The organism is Caldanaerobius fijiensis DSM 17918, assembly GCF_900129075.1.
Taxonomy (GTDB): Bacteria; Bacillota; Thermoanaerobacteria; order Thermoanaerobacterales; family Caldanaerobiaceae; genus Caldanaerobius; species Caldanaerobius fijiensis.
The window spans coordinates 20300-35151 of sequence record NZ_FQVH01000011.1 but is presented as its reverse complement, the minus strand read 5'-3'; the positions used below and the strand labels follow the sequence as shown (position 1 = coordinate 35151).

Annotated in this window: 17 protein-coding genes and 1 pseudogene; all 18 read left to right on the top strand. The window is 41.3% G+C overall.

Going from position 1 to position 14852, the window contains the following annotated elements:
* The 18 genes and pseudogenes from BUB87_RS06165 (at window position 1) to hemC (ending at window position 14851) form a co-directional block, all read left to right on the top strand.
* A complete protein-coding gene (locus tag BUB87_RS06165; protein ID WP_073342877.1) occupies window positions 1-1560 on the top strand; it encodes a cobyric acid synthase in 1560 nt (519 codons plus the stop codon).
* Window positions 1560-2504 carry an adenosylcobinamide-phosphate synthase CbiB gene (gene cbiB / locus BUB87_RS06160; RefSeq protein WP_073343026.1) on the top strand — a complete coding sequence of 315 codons (945 nt, stop codon included), beginning with the start codon at window positions 1560-1562 and terminating at the stop codon, window positions 2502-2504. The genes BUB87_RS06165 and cbiB overlap by 1 nt, the downstream gene beginning before the upstream one ends.
* 46 nt (window positions 2505-2550) lie before the next feature.
* Window positions 2551-3099 carry a bifunctional adenosylcobinamide kinase/adenosylcobinamide-phosphate guanylyltransferase gene (gene cobU, locus BUB87_RS06155; protein ID WP_073342875.1) on the top strand — a complete coding sequence of 183 codons (549 nt, stop codon included), beginning with the start codon at window positions 2551-2553 and terminating at the stop codon, window positions 3097-3099.
* Window positions 3100-3124: 25 nt separating this feature from the next.
* Complete coding sequence (gene cobS, locus BUB87_RS06150) at window positions 3125-3883, top strand: adenosylcobinamide-GDP ribazoletransferase (protein ID WP_073343023.1); 759 nt, start codon at window positions 3125-3127, stop codon at window positions 3881-3883.
* Between the two features lie 9 nt (window positions 3884-3892).
* Entirely contained in the window at window positions 3893-4750 is an 858-nt protein-coding gene (locus BUB87_RS06145; protein WP_073342872.1) for a GHMP family kinase ATP-binding protein, read from the top strand.
* Window positions 4750-5334 (top strand): alpha-ribazole phosphatase, encoded by a 585-nt coding sequence (gene cobC, locus BUB87_RS06140; protein ID WP_084110961.1) that lies wholly within the window; start codon window positions 4750-4752, stop codon window positions 5332-5334. The genes BUB87_RS06145 and cobC overlap by 1 nt, the downstream gene beginning before the upstream one ends.
* Window positions 5335-5373: 39 nt before the next feature.
* Window positions 5374-5745: a sirohydrochlorin chelatase gene (locus BUB87_RS06135; RefSeq protein ID WP_073342867.1), complete on the top strand. Its 372-nt coding sequence runs from the start codon at window positions 5374-5376 to the stop codon at window positions 5743-5745.
* The gene (locus tag BUB87_RS06130; protein WP_234945974.1) at window positions 5742-6368 is read left to right on the top strand and encodes a precorrin-8X methylmutase; all 627 of its coding nucleotides are present in this window, start codon (window positions 5742-5744) and stop codon (window positions 6366-6368) included. The genes BUB87_RS06135 and BUB87_RS06130 overlap by 4 nt, the downstream gene beginning before the upstream one ends.
* Before the next feature lie 31 nt (window positions 6369-6399).
* On the top strand, window positions 6400-7497 hold the full coding sequence (gene cbiD / locus BUB87_RS06125) for a cobalt-precorrin-5B (C(1))-methyltransferase CbiD (RefSeq protein ID WP_073342864.1): 1098 nt from the start codon (window positions 6400-6402) through the stop codon (window positions 7495-7497).
* Entirely contained in the window at window positions 7494-8090 is a 597-nt protein-coding gene (gene cbiE, locus BUB87_RS06120) for a precorrin-6y C5,15-methyltransferase (decarboxylating) subunit CbiE (protein ID WP_073342862.1), read from the top strand. Before cbiD ends, cbiE begins: the two co-directional genes overlap by 4 nt.
* Window positions 8087-8668 carry a precorrin-6Y C5,15-methyltransferase (decarboxylating) subunit CbiT gene (gene cbiT / locus BUB87_RS06115; protein WP_073342859.1) on the top strand — a complete coding sequence of 194 codons (582 nt, stop codon included), beginning with the start codon at window positions 8087-8089 and terminating at the stop codon, window positions 8666-8668. Before cbiE ends, cbiT begins: the two co-directional genes overlap by 4 nt.
* A 4-nt stretch (window positions 8669-8672) precedes the next feature.
* Window positions 8673-9347 (top strand): precorrin-2 C(20)-methyltransferase, encoded by a 675-nt coding sequence (gene cobI / locus BUB87_RS06110; protein ID WP_073342856.1) that lies wholly within the window; start codon window positions 8673-8675, stop codon window positions 9345-9347.
* Window positions 9348-9366: 19 nt separating this feature from the next.
* Window positions 9367-10092: pseudogene (gene cobM, locus BUB87_RS14685) on the top strand (precorrin-4 C(11)-methyltransferase); the annotation flags it as partial.
* An 18-nt stretch (window positions 10093-10110) separates the two neighbouring features.
* The gene (gene cbiG / locus BUB87_RS06095; protein ID WP_073343018.1) at window positions 10111-11202 is read left to right on the top strand and encodes a cobalt-precorrin 5A hydrolase; all 1092 of its coding nucleotides are present in this window, start codon (window positions 10111-10113) and stop codon (window positions 11200-11202) included.
* 13 nt (window positions 11203-11215) lie between these two features.
* Entirely contained in the window at window positions 11216-11956 is a 741-nt protein-coding gene (gene cobJ / locus BUB87_RS06090) for a precorrin-3B C(17)-methyltransferase (protein ID WP_073342852.1), read from the top strand.
* Window positions 11953-12699, top strand: coding sequence for a precorrin-6A reductase (gene cobK / locus BUB87_RS06085; protein WP_073342850.1), 747 nt, complete (start codon window positions 11953-11955; stop codon window positions 12697-12699). The genes cobJ and cobK overlap by 4 nt, the downstream gene beginning before the upstream one ends.
* Entirely contained in the window at window positions 12696-13913 is a 1218-nt protein-coding gene (gene hemA, locus BUB87_RS06080; protein ID WP_073342848.1) for a glutamyl-tRNA reductase, read from the top strand. The genes cobK and hemA overlap by 4 nt, the downstream gene beginning before the upstream one ends.
* A complete protein-coding gene (gene hemC, locus BUB87_RS06075; RefSeq protein WP_073342845.1) occupies window positions 13913-14851 on the top strand; it encodes a hydroxymethylbilane synthase in 939 nt (312 codons plus the stop codon). The genes hemA and hemC overlap by 1 nt, the downstream gene beginning before the upstream one ends.
* Window position 14852 lies beyond the last annotated feature (1 nt).

Below are 14852 nucleotides of genomic sequence, written 5' to 3'. Positions count from 1 at the left end.
ATGGCTATGAAGATAATGGTGCAGGGAACTGCTTCGTCAGTGGGCAAAAGCTTGATAGTTACAGCCTTATGCCGGATATTTAAGCAAGACGGTTATAAAGTTGCACCTTTTAAATCTCAGAACATGGCATTGAACTCATATATAACAGATGATGGATTGGAGATGGGCAGGGCTCAGGTAGCTCAGGCAGAAGCATGTGGGTTAAAGCCAGATGTGCGCATGAATCCTATACTGCTTAAGCCCACTTCTGATCGCAAATCCCAGGTTATACTCATGGGAAAAGTGTATAAGACCATGTCGGCAGTGGAATATCAGAAATTCAAGCCGGAATTGGCTAATTTTGTGGCAGATGTGTTTCATAGCCTTGAGAAAGAATACGATATCATCGTAATAGAAGGAGCAGGTAGCCCCGCTGAAATAAATTTAAGAGAAGGAGATATAGTCAACATGGGTATGGCAGAGATCGCCGATGCCCCCGTATTGCTGGTAGGTGACATCGATAAAGGTGGCGTGTTTGCTTCGTTGGCTGGCACCATGTTGCTGCTGGCTGAAAGTGAAAAGGAGAGGGTAAAAGGAGTTATAATCAATAAGTTCAGGGGAGACATAGAAATATTAAAACCAGGTATTGTCATGCTTGAGGAGATTATTAAAAGACCTGTCCTCGGCGTAGTACCTTACGTTAATATAAAAATAGATGAAGAAGATGGGGCGACCGAGCGATTTTACAGGAAGACTACTTATCGAGATATTGAATACAGCAGTGGCAAGGATTCCAGCGGTGAGGTAATTGATGTAGCTGTATTACATCTTCCGCATATTTCAAACTTTACAGACTTTGATCCTTTAGAGAATATGGAAGGGGTGAACGTGAGGTACGTAAATGAAGGGCAGCCTATTGGTAAGACTGATCTCATCATAATACCTGGTACGAAGAATACCATTGGCGATCTATATGCGTTGAGACGAAATGGTTGGGAAGAGGAGATAGTAAAGCATAGAGAAAGGGGAGGATTTGTAATTGGCATATGCGGCGGATATCAAATGTTAGGAGAGCTTATTGAAGATCCTGGCAAAATAGAAAGCGATATGACAGTGTCAAGGGGATTGGGCTTATTAAATGTCAGGACTACCATAAAGGAGCATAAGGTTACAGCGCAGGTAAAGGCGGAGATATGCTGTGATTGCGAAATGTATAGGAGCTTAAATGGCATTAATATAGAAGGCTACGAAATACACATGGGTGATACGCGGCATGACGAAGGTGTAAAGGTTTTTGCTCGCATCTATAGGCGACTTAGTAGAGATGTAGAAATTTATGATGGAGCGGTATCAGATGATGGCAGGGTTTTGGGGACTTATATACATGGTATCTTCGAAAACAGCGAATTTACCAGGGCTTTTATAAATATAATACGGCAGCAAAAAGGACTTAGACCCATTGAAGCTTGCTGGGATTATAAAGTTTATAAAGAGAATCAATATGATGCGCTTGCAGATGTGGTGAGGAGAAGCCTGGATATGAGTAAACTGTATGAGATTATGAAGGAGAGTTTGCGGTGATAGAAGTCATTATTGCGTATATTTTAGATCTTATTTTGGGTGATCCGCAGGGGTATCCACATCCTGTCAGGATTATAGGAGAATTTGTGTCATTTCTGGAAGAAAAATTGAGGCGTATATATAAAGGAACTGAAGGAGAAAAAAAAGCGGGTATAATTCTCTGTGTAACAGTGGTCCTATTGACGTATGGAGTGGTATATGCCTTGCTTTTTGTGATATCAATCCTCGGGAAATATGCGGTAATGGCTGTAAGTATCTTTCTCATATATACGGCACTTGCTACGAGGAGCCTCGATGTGGAGGTAAGAAAGGTATATAAGTCGCTAAAGGATGGAGATATAGATGCTGCCCGAAAGCATCTGTCTATGATTGTGAGCAGAGAAACAGATAGATTGGATGAGAAGGATATTGCCAGGGCAGCCATAGAGACCGTGGCGGAAAATATAAATGATGGGATTGTAGCTCCTATTATGTATGCAGTTATAGGGGGCGCACCTCTGGTTTTAGCCTATAAAGCGGTCAGCACGCTGGATTCTATGGTGGGATATAAAAACGAAAAATATATCAATTTCGGATGGGCTTCTGCTAAACTTGACGATATTTTAAATTTTATACCTGCTAGGATAACAGGTATGCTAATACCTGTAGCTGCGTGGTTGCTGGGATATGACGGTAAAAGCAGTTTCAGGATAATGTTACGAGATAGATTAAAGCACGATAGTCCCAATAGCGCTCATGGGGAGGCGGCTGTTGCAGGTGCTCTTGGAATAAAATTGGGTGGGACAAATTATTACTTTGGCAGGCCTGAAAACAAACCCATTTTGGGGGAAGGCAAAAAGGATATAAAGGCGGAGCACATCATTGATGCCATAAAGATAATGTATATAACATCGCTGATTTCATTGCTCTTTTTCCTATTGGTGCGGTTTTTTATCATGATATAGTGTTATATATATTAAATTGCTAAAGGCGGAATTGTGGAGGTTGAAAATGGGACGTCTTATAATTATTACAGGCGGTGCTCGTTCAGGTAAAAGTACTTTTGCGGAAAAGCTGGCGTCAAAAACTGATAGCGTATTGTATATAGCTACATCTGTACCCTTTGATGATGAAATGAAAGATAGGGTTAGGAGGCATAGAGAAAGAAGGCCCTCCAGCTGGGACACCTATGAAGGGTATAAAGGTCTAAAAGATATTATTGCCGGCACTGATAAGAAAGCGGTGCTGCTGGATTGCGTTACTATAATGATTACTAATTTATTGATGGATGCAAATCTGGATTGGGATAATGTTCCTATGGATGTTATTGATGAGGTAGAAAAAGGCATTGAAAAAGAAATAATGGGAATCATTGAAGGAGCCAGGAAGTCATCAGCTGACGTTGTGCTCGTCACTAATGAGGTTGGAATGGGGTTGGTGCCAGAATACAGGTTGGGACGCATTTTCAGGGATATAGCCGGCAGAATGAATCAGCTGGTGGCAGCTGCTGCTGATGAGGTCTATATGGTGATAGCTGGTATTCCAGTGAAAATAAAGTAGGTTGACGAAAGAAGGTGATGATGCTTTGAAGGAACTTAAACGATTTGTGCTTATGCTCCAATTTATGACGCGTATTCCCATTCCTATAAGCCTTGAAGTAGATGAGGATGACTTCGGCAGAGGAAGCAAATACTTTCCTATCATCGGTTTTATACTGGGGCTCGCACTATATTTTACTTATTATATGAGCCAGATGGAATTGCCTGATGAGATATCTGTAATAATAGCTGTGGCCATGTCCTATGTACTGACAGGTTCAATGCATATAGATGGTCTGGCGGATACATTTGATGGCTTATTCAGTGCTAAAAGCAGGGAAAAAATACTTGAGATCATGAAAGATAGCCGTATTGGGACTAATGGCGTTCTTGCCATACTGTTTATGGTATTGTTGAAGATATTTTTTCTGGCGAATACAGACCCTCTCTATATACCTGTGGCTCTGATAATAGCTCCTGTAATGGGGAGACTGGCGATGCTGCCCGCTCTCGTTTTTTCAAAATCGGCAAGGGAAGGGAAAGGCCTTGGGGGATTATTTATCGGTAAAGTGAAATATATGGATATGATTATCGGGCTGGCTTTTGCTTTAATCATAGGCTTTTTTTTCAGCTATGTTTCTTACGCCGATATACTATTCATGACCGCTGCAGCCCTCATGAGTGGTTTTATTATCACGGCATATATTCAGTGGAGGATTGGTGGCATGACAGGAGATACATTGGGCAGCATAAGCGAGATAACTGAATTGATTGTGTATGCGTACATTTTCCTATGGGCAAGGTAGGTGGAATCTATGGGGAAGAAAATTATTGCAAGGTCTCAGGCTTCTTGCGGAGAATTTATACAAGGAATTATAGGCGGGAAAGAACTTATAGTATCATGCCCTATAGATATGTATTCCTATGCCTGCGTGGAGGTTGATGGGCCTATATATCCCCTGGCTAAAAAGGCAAAAGAGGCCGCTGTTCGTACCCTGGATTTTATAGGAGAAAAGAAGGAGGTTTTGGATAGATTGAGTATACAGGTACATTCGGATATACCTGTAGGAAAGGGTATGGGCAGCAGTACTGCCGATATTGCGGCGGTGTGTACAGCGGTAGCAGCGGTTTTTGGGGTGCAATTAGAGAGCACTGAGCTGTCGCACATAGCTGTGAGTATAGAGCCTACTGATAGCACCATATTTGATAAGATAACTCTCTTTGACTCCCGTAATGGGACGGTTATAGAACCGCTGGGCAAAGCGCCTGATATGTATGTGATTGTCTTGGAAGGACGGGATAGACTGGATACGATAGAGTTTCACAAAATCAAGAAGCATTCAGGGCATCCACTGGATGAGGCATACAGGCTATTGCGTTCCGGGATAGAAAAAGGATCTGTGGAAGATGTGGCCAGTGCAAGCACAATGAGTGCTTTAAATAACCAGCGTATACTGCCTAAGCCTTATATTGATTTTATTTTAGATAGTGCTATAGCCCGGGGTGCTGCGGGGATAACTGTGGCTCATACAGGTACGAGCATTGGTGTGTTGGTTGATGGACGCAAAGGGGATATGGAACGGATTGAGGATTTTTTTGTTCATTCCCATATCACGGACTATTATAAGGTGTATGGGCGGAAGATTATAAACAGTAAACCTGAGGTGGTCTGATGAAGATATATTTGATAAGGCATGGGCAAACAGAAGCCAACGCCAAAGGCGTATATCTAGGACAGAGTGAAACATCGTTGACTTCAAAAGGTGAACAGCAAACGGCAAAAATCATAGAGTATTTACGCATGGTAAATATCGATAAAATCTATACAAGCCCCAGCAATAGGTGTAAGATCATCGCTGACGCTTTTGATGCTCAGATTCCAATAATCGTCACCGAAGGACTTTTAGAAGAAAATTTTGGCATATTTGAAGGTTTGACCTGGCAACAGGCTAAAGAGCTATACCCTGAAGAGTGGAAAAGGTGGTGCAGCGATTTTTCTTATAAAATACCTGATGGAGAAAGTTTTATGGAATTTTATAAAAGGATTGTAAATGCCTTTAATAAGATCACTGAGGATGAGTCACATGATATTGCTGTTATAACCCATGCCGGTCCCATAAGGGCAATATTATCACACGTAGTTTGTGGCACCCATGATGCTTTCTGGAGGTTTAAGGTGGATAATGGGAGCATTTCTGTGATTGACGTTGTAGACGGCTATGCTGTCATTGAGAAATTCAATTTTGATTTTAAATGATTAAAAATATTAATTCATAGGTTGGATTGAGGTGTTATTATGCACGATGAAGAAGCTCTTTTGATATTGGCCCATGGTAGCAGGGCCGCTGGAACAGAAGAGGTTATATACAGGATAGCGGATAGAATTAAAAATATGTCTTCATTTAGAAGTGTTGTAGTAGCTTTTTTGCAGTTTAATCATCCTGATATCCATGAAGCCATAAAAAAGATCGTTGATGACGGCATAAAAAGGATCATAACAGTGCCTTTTTTTCTTTTTGAAGGCAACCATGTGCAGGAAGATATACCAAGGGAATTTGAAAAAGCAATGAAACAATATCATGTGGATATAAGGATGACAAAACCCATAGGATATGATGATAGATTGGTGGAAATCCTCATGGACAGGATAAGCGAGGCGATAAAATGAACGGAATGCATTTTATATGTGATCCCTTGGAAATCGAACGAAAGAGTTTTGAAATAATAGACTCCCATATACCTGCAGGGAAATTTGGCAGTAAAGAGCTATGGGTGCTTAAAAGGGTTATTCATGCAACAGCAGATTTTGATTATGTAGAGACGCTCAGAATAAGCCATGATGCTATTGATGCGGGGATCAATGCTTTTAAAAAAGGTGTTACCATAGTTACTGATACAAAAATGGTTGCGGCGGGTATAAATAAAAAAGCTTTAAATAAATGGGGATGCAATGTAAAATGCTATATCGATGATCCAGATGTGGTATCTTATGCAAAAAACAACTGTATAACCCGATCTATGGCTGCTATGATAAAGGCTGTAGAGGAACCTGATAATAGAGTGTTTGCCATAGGGAATGCCCCCACGGCGCTTTATCAACTCGTAGAATTGGTAAAAAATAGGAAGGCAAGACCAGAACTGATTATAGGAGTACCTGTGGGATTTGTGGGGGCGACGGAGTCCAAGGAACTCTTAAAAGCGCTGGACATCCCGTATATAACTATTGAAGGTAGAAAAGGTGGAAGCACTATTGCGGCAGCTATAGTTAATGCTCTACTTTACATGGCATAAAAAATCGGCGACTAAAAGGGGGCAATTGATATTGGAACGCTATTTGCTGAAAGATGGTAAAAAACTTAGATATGGCTACACCACAGGATCCTGTGCTGCAGCTGCTTCAAAAGCGGCGACGTTTATGCTATACACTGGTGTTGCGATAGATAGGGTAGAAATAGATACCCCAAAAGGCTGGAGGCTTTCCCTGGATGTTTTGGATGTATCATTAGGTAAAAACTACGCCAGGTGTGGTATTAAGAAGGATGGTGGAGATGATCCTGATGTCACCAATGGCCTTGTAGTATATGCTATGGCAGAAAGAGCTGAAAAAGGTATAGAAGTGAGGGCCGGGGAAGGAATTGGTACCGTTACAAAGCCAGGTCTACAAGTAGCACCGGGGAATCCAGCTATAAATCCCGTTCCCATGGAGATGATTTTTAAGGAGGTAAAAGAGGTTTTACCGCCGGACAAAGGTGTCGTACTTACGTTGAGCATACCAGGTGGCGATAAGGTAGCACAAAAAACTTACAATCCCAGGCTTGGTATCGTAGGTGGACTTTCTATATTGGGGACGACGGGTATTGTGGAGCCCATGTCTGAGGAGGCTTTGAAGGAGTCTCTGGCTTTAGAGTTGTCTGTTATCAGCCGCCAGGGAAATAGCCGGGTAGTACTGGTACCAGGTAATTATGGTCGGGATTATGCGGTAAAGATGGGATATGACGACAGAATAATCGTATCTTATGGTAATTATCTTGGCTTTATGCTGGATAAATCGGTAGAATACGGTTTTAAGAAGGTATTGCTTATAGGACACATAGGTAAACTTATAAAAGCATCAGCTGGTATATTTAATACCCATAGCAGGATAGCTGATGCCAGAGCTGAGATTATGACAGCCTATGCGGCCTATCTTGGGGCAAAACATGACGCTATAAAAGAACTTTTACATAGCAATACATCAGAAGATGCTTTAGATGTCCTGGACAGATATGGGTTGGACTTGAAGAAATACGGGCAATTGGTTGCAGATAGGATAAAAGAAAAATGTGAGGGATATACATACGGGGCCTTAGAGGTAGATGTGGTTTTATTTTCTCTCAAACGGGGCCTGCTGGCCAGAAGCCCTATGGAGGTGCAGGTATGATAAGCGTTGTGGGCGTTGGTCCAGGCGCATTGGAATACATAGTTCCTGAGGCCATGAAGAGGATAAAAAGTGCTGACATATTGATTGGTGGTGCCCGTGTCCTTTCTCAATTTAAGGATATCAATTGCGTGAAATATGTTATAAAGGCAGACACAGACTGGAGCGTTATTCTCAAACAGCCAGGACACAAAGTTATAATGGCATCAGGAGACCCCGGGTTATATGGCATTACGGAGCTGGTAAAAAGATATACTGACGAAGATATTGATATAGTACCGGGTATAAGTTCGGTGCAGTATATGTTTTCGCGGCTTCAAATGCCGTGGCACGACTGCAAGATCATAAGCCTGCACGGAAGAGAACAGGATGTGATTGAGGCTGTAAGCCGTTATCCTGTAGTGGCTGTATTAACTGATTGCAGGCATAACCCTGTATACATCGCAAAGATACTCTATGGCAACGGAATAAGGGACAGGCAGATCTATGTAGGAGAAAATCTGTCCTATGGTAATGAAAAAATAAGGAAGTTTTCTGTGGACGAGCTGGTAAATTATGATGGCGATTTTGATATAAATGTGGTGGTGATAAGATGAAATGGAGATATGTTACCCATGGCATTCCCGATGACATGTTTATCAGAGGCCAAATTCCTATGACCAAGCAGGAGATAAGGGCAGTGGTGCTTTCGAAACTTCGACTTATGGAAAATAGTATAGTATGGGATATAGGTGCAGGTACAGGTACGATAACTGTGGAAGCAGCTTTGTGCGCTAGAAATGGCAGGGTGTTTTCTGTGGAAAGAGACAGTGAGGCGGTAGAGCTTATAAAGTGCAATGTGGAAAAATTTGAGCTGGAAAATGTCACGATTATAAAAGGCCATGCACCGGAAGCATTACAGGATTTGCCTGATCCCGACAGAGTTTTTATAGGGGGAAGCGGCGAGAGGTTAGGGGATATTCTTGATGAAGTGGACCTCAGGCTTACATCAGATGGAATCGTAGTTATAGACTCTATAACCATAGAATCTACATATCAGGCAATTACTTTTTTTAAAACCCATGGATATATTACAGATGCGATAAGTATCAATATAGCGGTATCAAAGGATGTGGGAATGAAAACCATGATGCTGGCTAGAAACCCTGTTTATATAGTGACAGGTGTGAGGTGATTATATGGCGAGATTTTACGGGATAGGCGTAGGTCCAGGGGATCCTGAACTCATTACATTAAAGGCTGTAAAAATACTTTCTGATATCGATGTGGTAGTAGCACCATCGGGAACCGGGCAGGAAAGTATTGCTCTGGAAATCGTCAAACCTTATTTAAAAACGGCAGAAGTAGTTTTAATAGATTTTCCTATGACTAAAGATCATTCACTTCTTCAGAGAAAGTGGAAAGAAAATGTGGAAATAATAAAGGGCTTTCTGGATTCGGGTAAAAATACAGCTTTTATAACTATAGGAGATCCCATGATATACAGCACATATATCTATATTTTAAAACATCTGAATGGGTATAAGGTTGAAACAATTCCCGGTATAACGTCTTTTACAGCGGCAGCAGCCAGATTAAATATACCTATAGCAGAGGGTAGCCAGCCATTTGTGGTAATTCCATCCAATGATATTGATGTTATAGAAGAAGTGCTGTCCACTTACCATAATGTGATACTGATGAAAGTAGCCAGGAATTACGATGAAATAATACGCTTACTAAGTGAAAAAGGATTTGAGGCGGGTCTGGCTATAAGATGTGGACATCCAGATGAGGTTGTAACAAGGGACTTAGGGCAATTTTCAGGCAGAAAAATTGATTACCTTTCATTAATAATAGCCAAAAAGAGGTAAAAAGAGGCGGTGGTTATATATGATATATTTTATAGGTGCAGGCCCCGGGGATCCTGAACTTATGACGATAAAATCTGCAAAAATCATGGGTCAGTGCTAGGTGGTAATATATGCTGGTTCCCTGGTCAATCCTGAGATTTTAAGATACACCAGGGCAGAGGCCAAAATATACGACAGCTCATCTATGACCCTTGAGGAGATAATAGAGGTGATGAAAGATGCGGATGCGAAAGGATGGGATGTAGCCAGGATACATACAGGGGACCCGACTATATATGGAGCCATAAGAGAGCAGATGAGGTTACTGGATCATTATGGTATTGCATATCAGGTTATACCTGGAGTAAGCTCCTTTACTGCTGCAGCAGCAGCGCTGAAAAAGGAACTTACGCTTCCCGAAATAGCTCAAACCGTAATACTAACGAGAGCAGAGGGGCGTACCCCTGTCCCACCGGGAGAAAAACTATCAGAACTGGCGAAACATGGGGCAACAATGGCTATATTTTTAAGCGTACATGATATCTATAATGTAGTGGATCAGCTTAAATCCGGTTATCCGGAAGATACTCCGGTAGCGGTGGTTTATAAAGCTTCATGGCCTGATGAAATGATCATTGAAGGTACTTTATCCGATATTGCTCATAAGGTTGTAGATGCGGGGATTAAAAAAACTGCTATGATACTGGTAGGAAGGTTTCTGGGCGACGCTTTTCAAAATTCCCGACTTTACGATAAGACTTTTTCACACGGTTATAGGGATGGCATAAATACTTTTTTAAATGGTAAAGAGGCTTACGGCAAAAAAAATAGATTAGCTGTTATTGCCCTTACAAAGGGAGGATGTGAGATGGCCCGCATTCTCGGGAAAAAACTGAATTGCGATATCTATGTTAATGAAAAATTTGCTGAGGATGGCGAAATGGTCATAAAAGGCGATTTTAGGGATTTTGTCCATGGAATTTTTGAAAAATATGATGGTTTTGTATTCATTATGGCAATGGGAATAGTGGTAAGGGCCATATCGGGTATTGTTAAAGACAAAAGGGTAGATCCTGCTGTTGTGGTCATGGATGAAAAAGGCCGTTTTGCTATAAGCCTCCTCTCAGGGCATATAGGCGGTGCCAACGAGCTAGCCAGGCAGGTAGCAGATGTGATAGGAGCACAACCGGTTATAACTACAGCCACAGATATAAATGGTTATACGGCTGTAGATGTTCTGGCTAAGCGACATGGCCTGTATATTGATAATTTTAAAGATCTGGTTGCTGTAAACAGTGCTATAGTCAACGACGAACCAATAGCGTTTATATGTGATGGGAATATGCTTAAACTGATCAAATCTGACGATATCAAATTGCCACCTAGTGCTTTTGTGGTGAATATGGATGACGGTTCACTCAGGATACCGGAAGGTATAAAGGCGTGTGTATATATCACAGATAAGGTTGTGGACTGCGTATTTCCTCACGTGATTTTAAGACCTAAAGATATCTATATTGGCATAGGTTGTAAAAGAGGTATCCCTTCTGGTAAAATAATAGACTTTATAGAGAGGGCATTTGAAGAACTGGCTTTATCGCCTCATAGCATAGCGCAGATAGCCAGTGGGGAGATGAAAAAGGATGAAAAAGGACTTTATGGCGCTGCTGAGCATTTTTCTGTGCCTATAAGTTTTTTGGAGAAGAGAAAGATAGCTGATGTAGAAAATAGGTTTCCTGTTTCTGAGTTTGTGAGGGAAACCGTGGGCGTCGGCAGTGTAGCAAGGCCGTGCGCTTACATCATTAGCGATGGAGGAAAAGAGCTGGGATATTATTCTGGTGATGGCATTACGTTAGCGGTGTACAAAAAGCCATGAGGAGGTGTGGATTTTGGCCTGGATAAAGGTAGTGGGCATAGGTCCAGGGGATTATGGAAATATGACGATAAAGGCCATAGAAGCCATAAAAGAATGTGATGTTGTAATCGGTTATAAGACGTATATTGAACTTATAAAACCGATGGTGACAGATAAAGAGATTATATCCTCAGGTATGAGGCAGGAAGTGGATAGATGCAGGGTGGCTATAGAAGAAGTAATGGAAGGGAAAAACGTGTGCGTTGTGAGCAGCGGGGATGCTGGTATTTACGGCATGGCAGGACTTATTCTGGAGGTTATCAAAGAAAAAGGAATAAACCCTGGAGAATTAGGTTTTGAGGTAATACCAGGTGTAAGTGCCTTTAATGCAGCTGCATCATTATTAGGAGCACCTCTGATGAACGATTTTGCGTGTATAAGCTTATCTGATCACCTTACCAGCTGGAGCATCATAGAAAAACGCATAGAATACGCCAGCATAGGCGATTTTGTGATAGTTATCTTCAATCCGAGAAGCAAAGAAAGAGAGGAGCATCTGGGCAAAGCGCAGCAAATCATGTTGAAGTACAAAAGCCCATCTACCCCTGTTGGAATAGTGAAAAATGCGGGAAGGGAGGGACAGAGTGTGGTGATAACCGATCTGCAGAATATGCTTTTACATCCTATTGATATGCTGACAACTATAATAGTAGGGAAATCTGATACCTATATTTATGACAGCAAAATCGTTACTCCAAGGGGCTATAGCCTATGATATTGGTTTTAGGCGGAACCTATGAGAGTAGAATAGTAGCTGATTACCTGGTGAATAAAGGATACGACGTGACTGTCAGCACTGTCACGGAATACGGTAGCAGTCTGTACAGAGGGGGTCATACCCACGTAGGGGCATTGAATAAAGACGATATGGAGAAATATATAAGGGATAATGGGATAAACGTAGTTGTCGATGCCACACATCCTTACGCTGTAAATGTGAGTAGAAATGCTATGGAAGCTTGTGCAGATACCGGTATAAAATATATTCGCTATGAAAGAGAGAGCGTACAATGGAATTACAGTGGTATAATAGAAGTGAAAGGATATCGAGAAGCAGCAGATGTGTGCCTGAATTATCAGCGTATTTTCCTTACGATTGGGAGCAATGGCTTAGAATATTTTGCAGGACTTCTAAAAGCGGGAAAGGAACTGGTAGCCCGCGTATTACCTATGAGTTCTATTATTAAAAAATGCGAAGATATGGGTTTAAAACCTGATAACATAATAGCAATCAAAGGACCTGTTGGTTATGAGCTCAACCTCTCTATGTTTAAGGAGTACAGGGCTGATGTTATTGTAACCAAGGATAGCGGAAAAGTAGGTGGCGTGGTTGAAAAGATAAAAGCTGCAGAAGAGCTGGGGATAGATGTAATTATGATAGAGAAGCCGCCTTTAAGTTATCCTGTAGTGGTAAAAGACTTAGAACAGTTGATGAAAGAAATGGGGAAGGGATTATGAAATTAAGTAATTTAAAGGTTATAGGCATTGATCAAAATACCCCTATAGACATAAGAGAAAAAGTTGCATTTAACAAAAATAACATAAACGATGCTCTTAAACAAATTATACAAATAAAAGGAAGAAATGAAGCTAGCATAGATGAAGTGGTAATATTGTCCACCTGTAACAGGACGGAGATTTATACTTATGCTGAATCAGGTGAAATAGATTTAAGCTTTTTTTTATGCCGATACTTTGATGTAGACCCTGGTTATATAGAGAGATATATTTATCGCTATAATGGGATAGATGCCATAAGGCATTTATTCAGAGTTGCATGTGGGTTGGAATCTATGGTAGTGGGAGAAGAACAGATATTGGGCCAGGTAAAGGATGCTTATGAAAAGGCTCAAAGAGCTGGTACGGTGCATAAGGTGTTAAGCAGGCTATTTCTGGATGGAATTGCTTTGGGGAAGAATGCCAGGACGATAACAGGGATAGCGGACATACCTTTATCTGTAAGTTACATAGCTGTTAAATTTATTGAAGAGACCTTTGAGGGTAAAATATCTGATAAAAGCGTATTTGTCATAGGTGCCGGGGAAATGGGCAAAATTGTGATTAAAAATTTGATAGCAAAAGGGGTTCAAAGGATATATGTGACCAACAGGACCCATAAGAGGACTGTGGATTTGATGCTGGAGTTTCCACAGGTGATAGCGGTAAATTATGAAGATAAGTACAATGCTATGGCCAATTGTGATATAGTAGTTAGCGCTACTGATGCCCCTCATTATACTGTAAATTACGATAAATTTAAAGAGGTTTATAAAGGCAACAGAATCTGTATGATAGATATAGCTCTTCCGAGAGATATAGATCCCAGGATTGCGGAATTGCCAGGAGTAAGCCTTTATACCATTGATGACCTTAAAGGGGTTTCTCATGAAAACAACTTGAAAAGGCGCGAATTGATAAAAGATATAGAGCAAATGGTAGATGAAGCCGTAGAAAGGTATGTGCGATGGTTTAAGCAGCAGGAGCTTGTACCGGCGATAAAGGAAATAGATGAGTTTGCAAAGAAAGTTTGCGAAGCAGAATACAATAGATTGAAAAATAAGGTGTCGCTAAGCGAAGATGATATGGAGCGGATAAAGATTGCATTGCACCGAGTAGCGTCCAAGATGGCTAACAGACACATAAAATATATAAAAGAACATGGTGGTGTGTGATGAAAATAAGGATAGGAAGTAGGGCCAGCCACCTGGCACTGGCTCAGACGCAAATTGTTATAGATGCTTTAAAATCTATTGATAACAGCCTGGATTGCGAAATTGTGAAGATCTCAACCCGTGGAGATAGATGGGTGGACAGGCCTTTAAGCGAAATAGGAGGGAAAGGGCTATTTGTCAAAGAGATAGAAAGGGCACTGTTAGATGGAGAGATAGACATAGCGGTACACAGCATGAAAGACATGCCTGCCGAGCTGGCTGATGGGCTTTGCATAGCTGCTGTATTAAAAAGAGAAGATCCCCGGGATGCCCTGATTTATAATAATGCGTCAGCTGATAAGAAAATACTTGCTAACAGCACGATGGAGCATGGAGGAGCAAACAATCAATTAAAAGGATTGAGGCCTGGTGCAAGAATTGGTACCAGCAGCCTTAGAAGGACAGCACAGCTAAAAAATCTGGACAGCAGCTTTGAAGTTGTGCCTTTAAGAGGGAATGTAGATACCCGTTTGAAAAAGATGAAAGAACAGGGCCTTGATGCAATTATATTGGCGGCCGCGGGGTTAAAAAGGTTAGGTATGGATAATATAATAAGCCAGTATATTTCTGTGGATATTATGGTTCCAGCGGTGGGACAGGGCGCTATAGCGGTGGAAATGAGGGATGGTGATCCACTATATGATACGATAAGGCTTTTAAACCATCGGGAAACAGAGATATGCGTAAGAGCTGAAAGGGCTTTTATGAATGAATTGGGCGGAAGCTGCAGGGTTCCCATAGGAGCGTATGCAGAAGTGATCGATGGAGATATTTCACTTTTAGGTATGTACCAGTTGGACGGCAAATTAAAAAAAGGGAAAATAGCGGGCAAAATTGATGAACCTGAGATTCTAGGTATAAAATTGGCCAAGCAGATCGTAAGCGGTACATCAATTTGAA

Coding starts and splice junctions, on each gene's coding strand:
- BUB87_RS06130 (WP_234945974.1), top strand. CDS start 5,742: ATGAACGGAATGCATTTTATATGTGATCCCTTGGAAATCGAACGAAAG.
- cobK (WP_073342850.1), top strand. CDS start 11,953: ATGATATTGGTTTTAGGCGGAACCTATGAGAGTAGAATAGTAGCTGAT.
- BUB87_RS06135 (WP_073342867.1), top strand. CDS start 5,374: ATGCACGATGAAGAAGCTCTTTTGATATTGGCCCATGGTAGCAGGGCC.
- cobC (WP_084110961.1), top strand. CDS start 4,750: ATGAAGATATATTTGATAAGGCATGGGCAAACAGAAGCCAACGCCAAA.
- hemC (WP_073342845.1), top strand. CDS start 13,913: ATGAAAATAAGGATAGGAAGTAGGGCCAGCCACCTGGCACTGGCTCAG.
- hemA (WP_073342848.1), top strand. CDS start 12,696: ATGAAATTAAGTAATTTAAAGGTTATAGGCATTGATCAAAATACCCCT.
- cbiE (WP_073342862.1), top strand. CDS start 7,494: ATGATAAGCGTTGTGGGCGTTGGTCCAGGCGCATTGGAATACATAGTT.
- cobI (WP_073342856.1), top strand. CDS start 8,673: ATGGCGAGATTTTACGGGATAGGCGTAGGTCCAGGGGATCCTGAACTC.
- cobU (WP_073342875.1), top strand. CDS start 2,551: ATGGGACGTCTTATAATTATTACAGGCGGTGCTCGTTCAGGTAAAAGT.
- cbiT (WP_073342859.1), top strand. CDS start 8,087: ATGAAATGGAGATATGTTACCCATGGCATTCCCGATGACATGTTTATC.
- BUB87_RS06165 (WP_073342877.1), top strand. CDS start 1: ATGGCTATGAAGATAATGGTGCAGGGAACTGCTTCGTCAGTGGGCAAA.
- BUB87_RS06145 (WP_073342872.1), top strand. CDS start 3,893: ATGGGGAAGAAAATTATTGCAAGGTCTCAGGCTTCTTGCGGAGAATTT.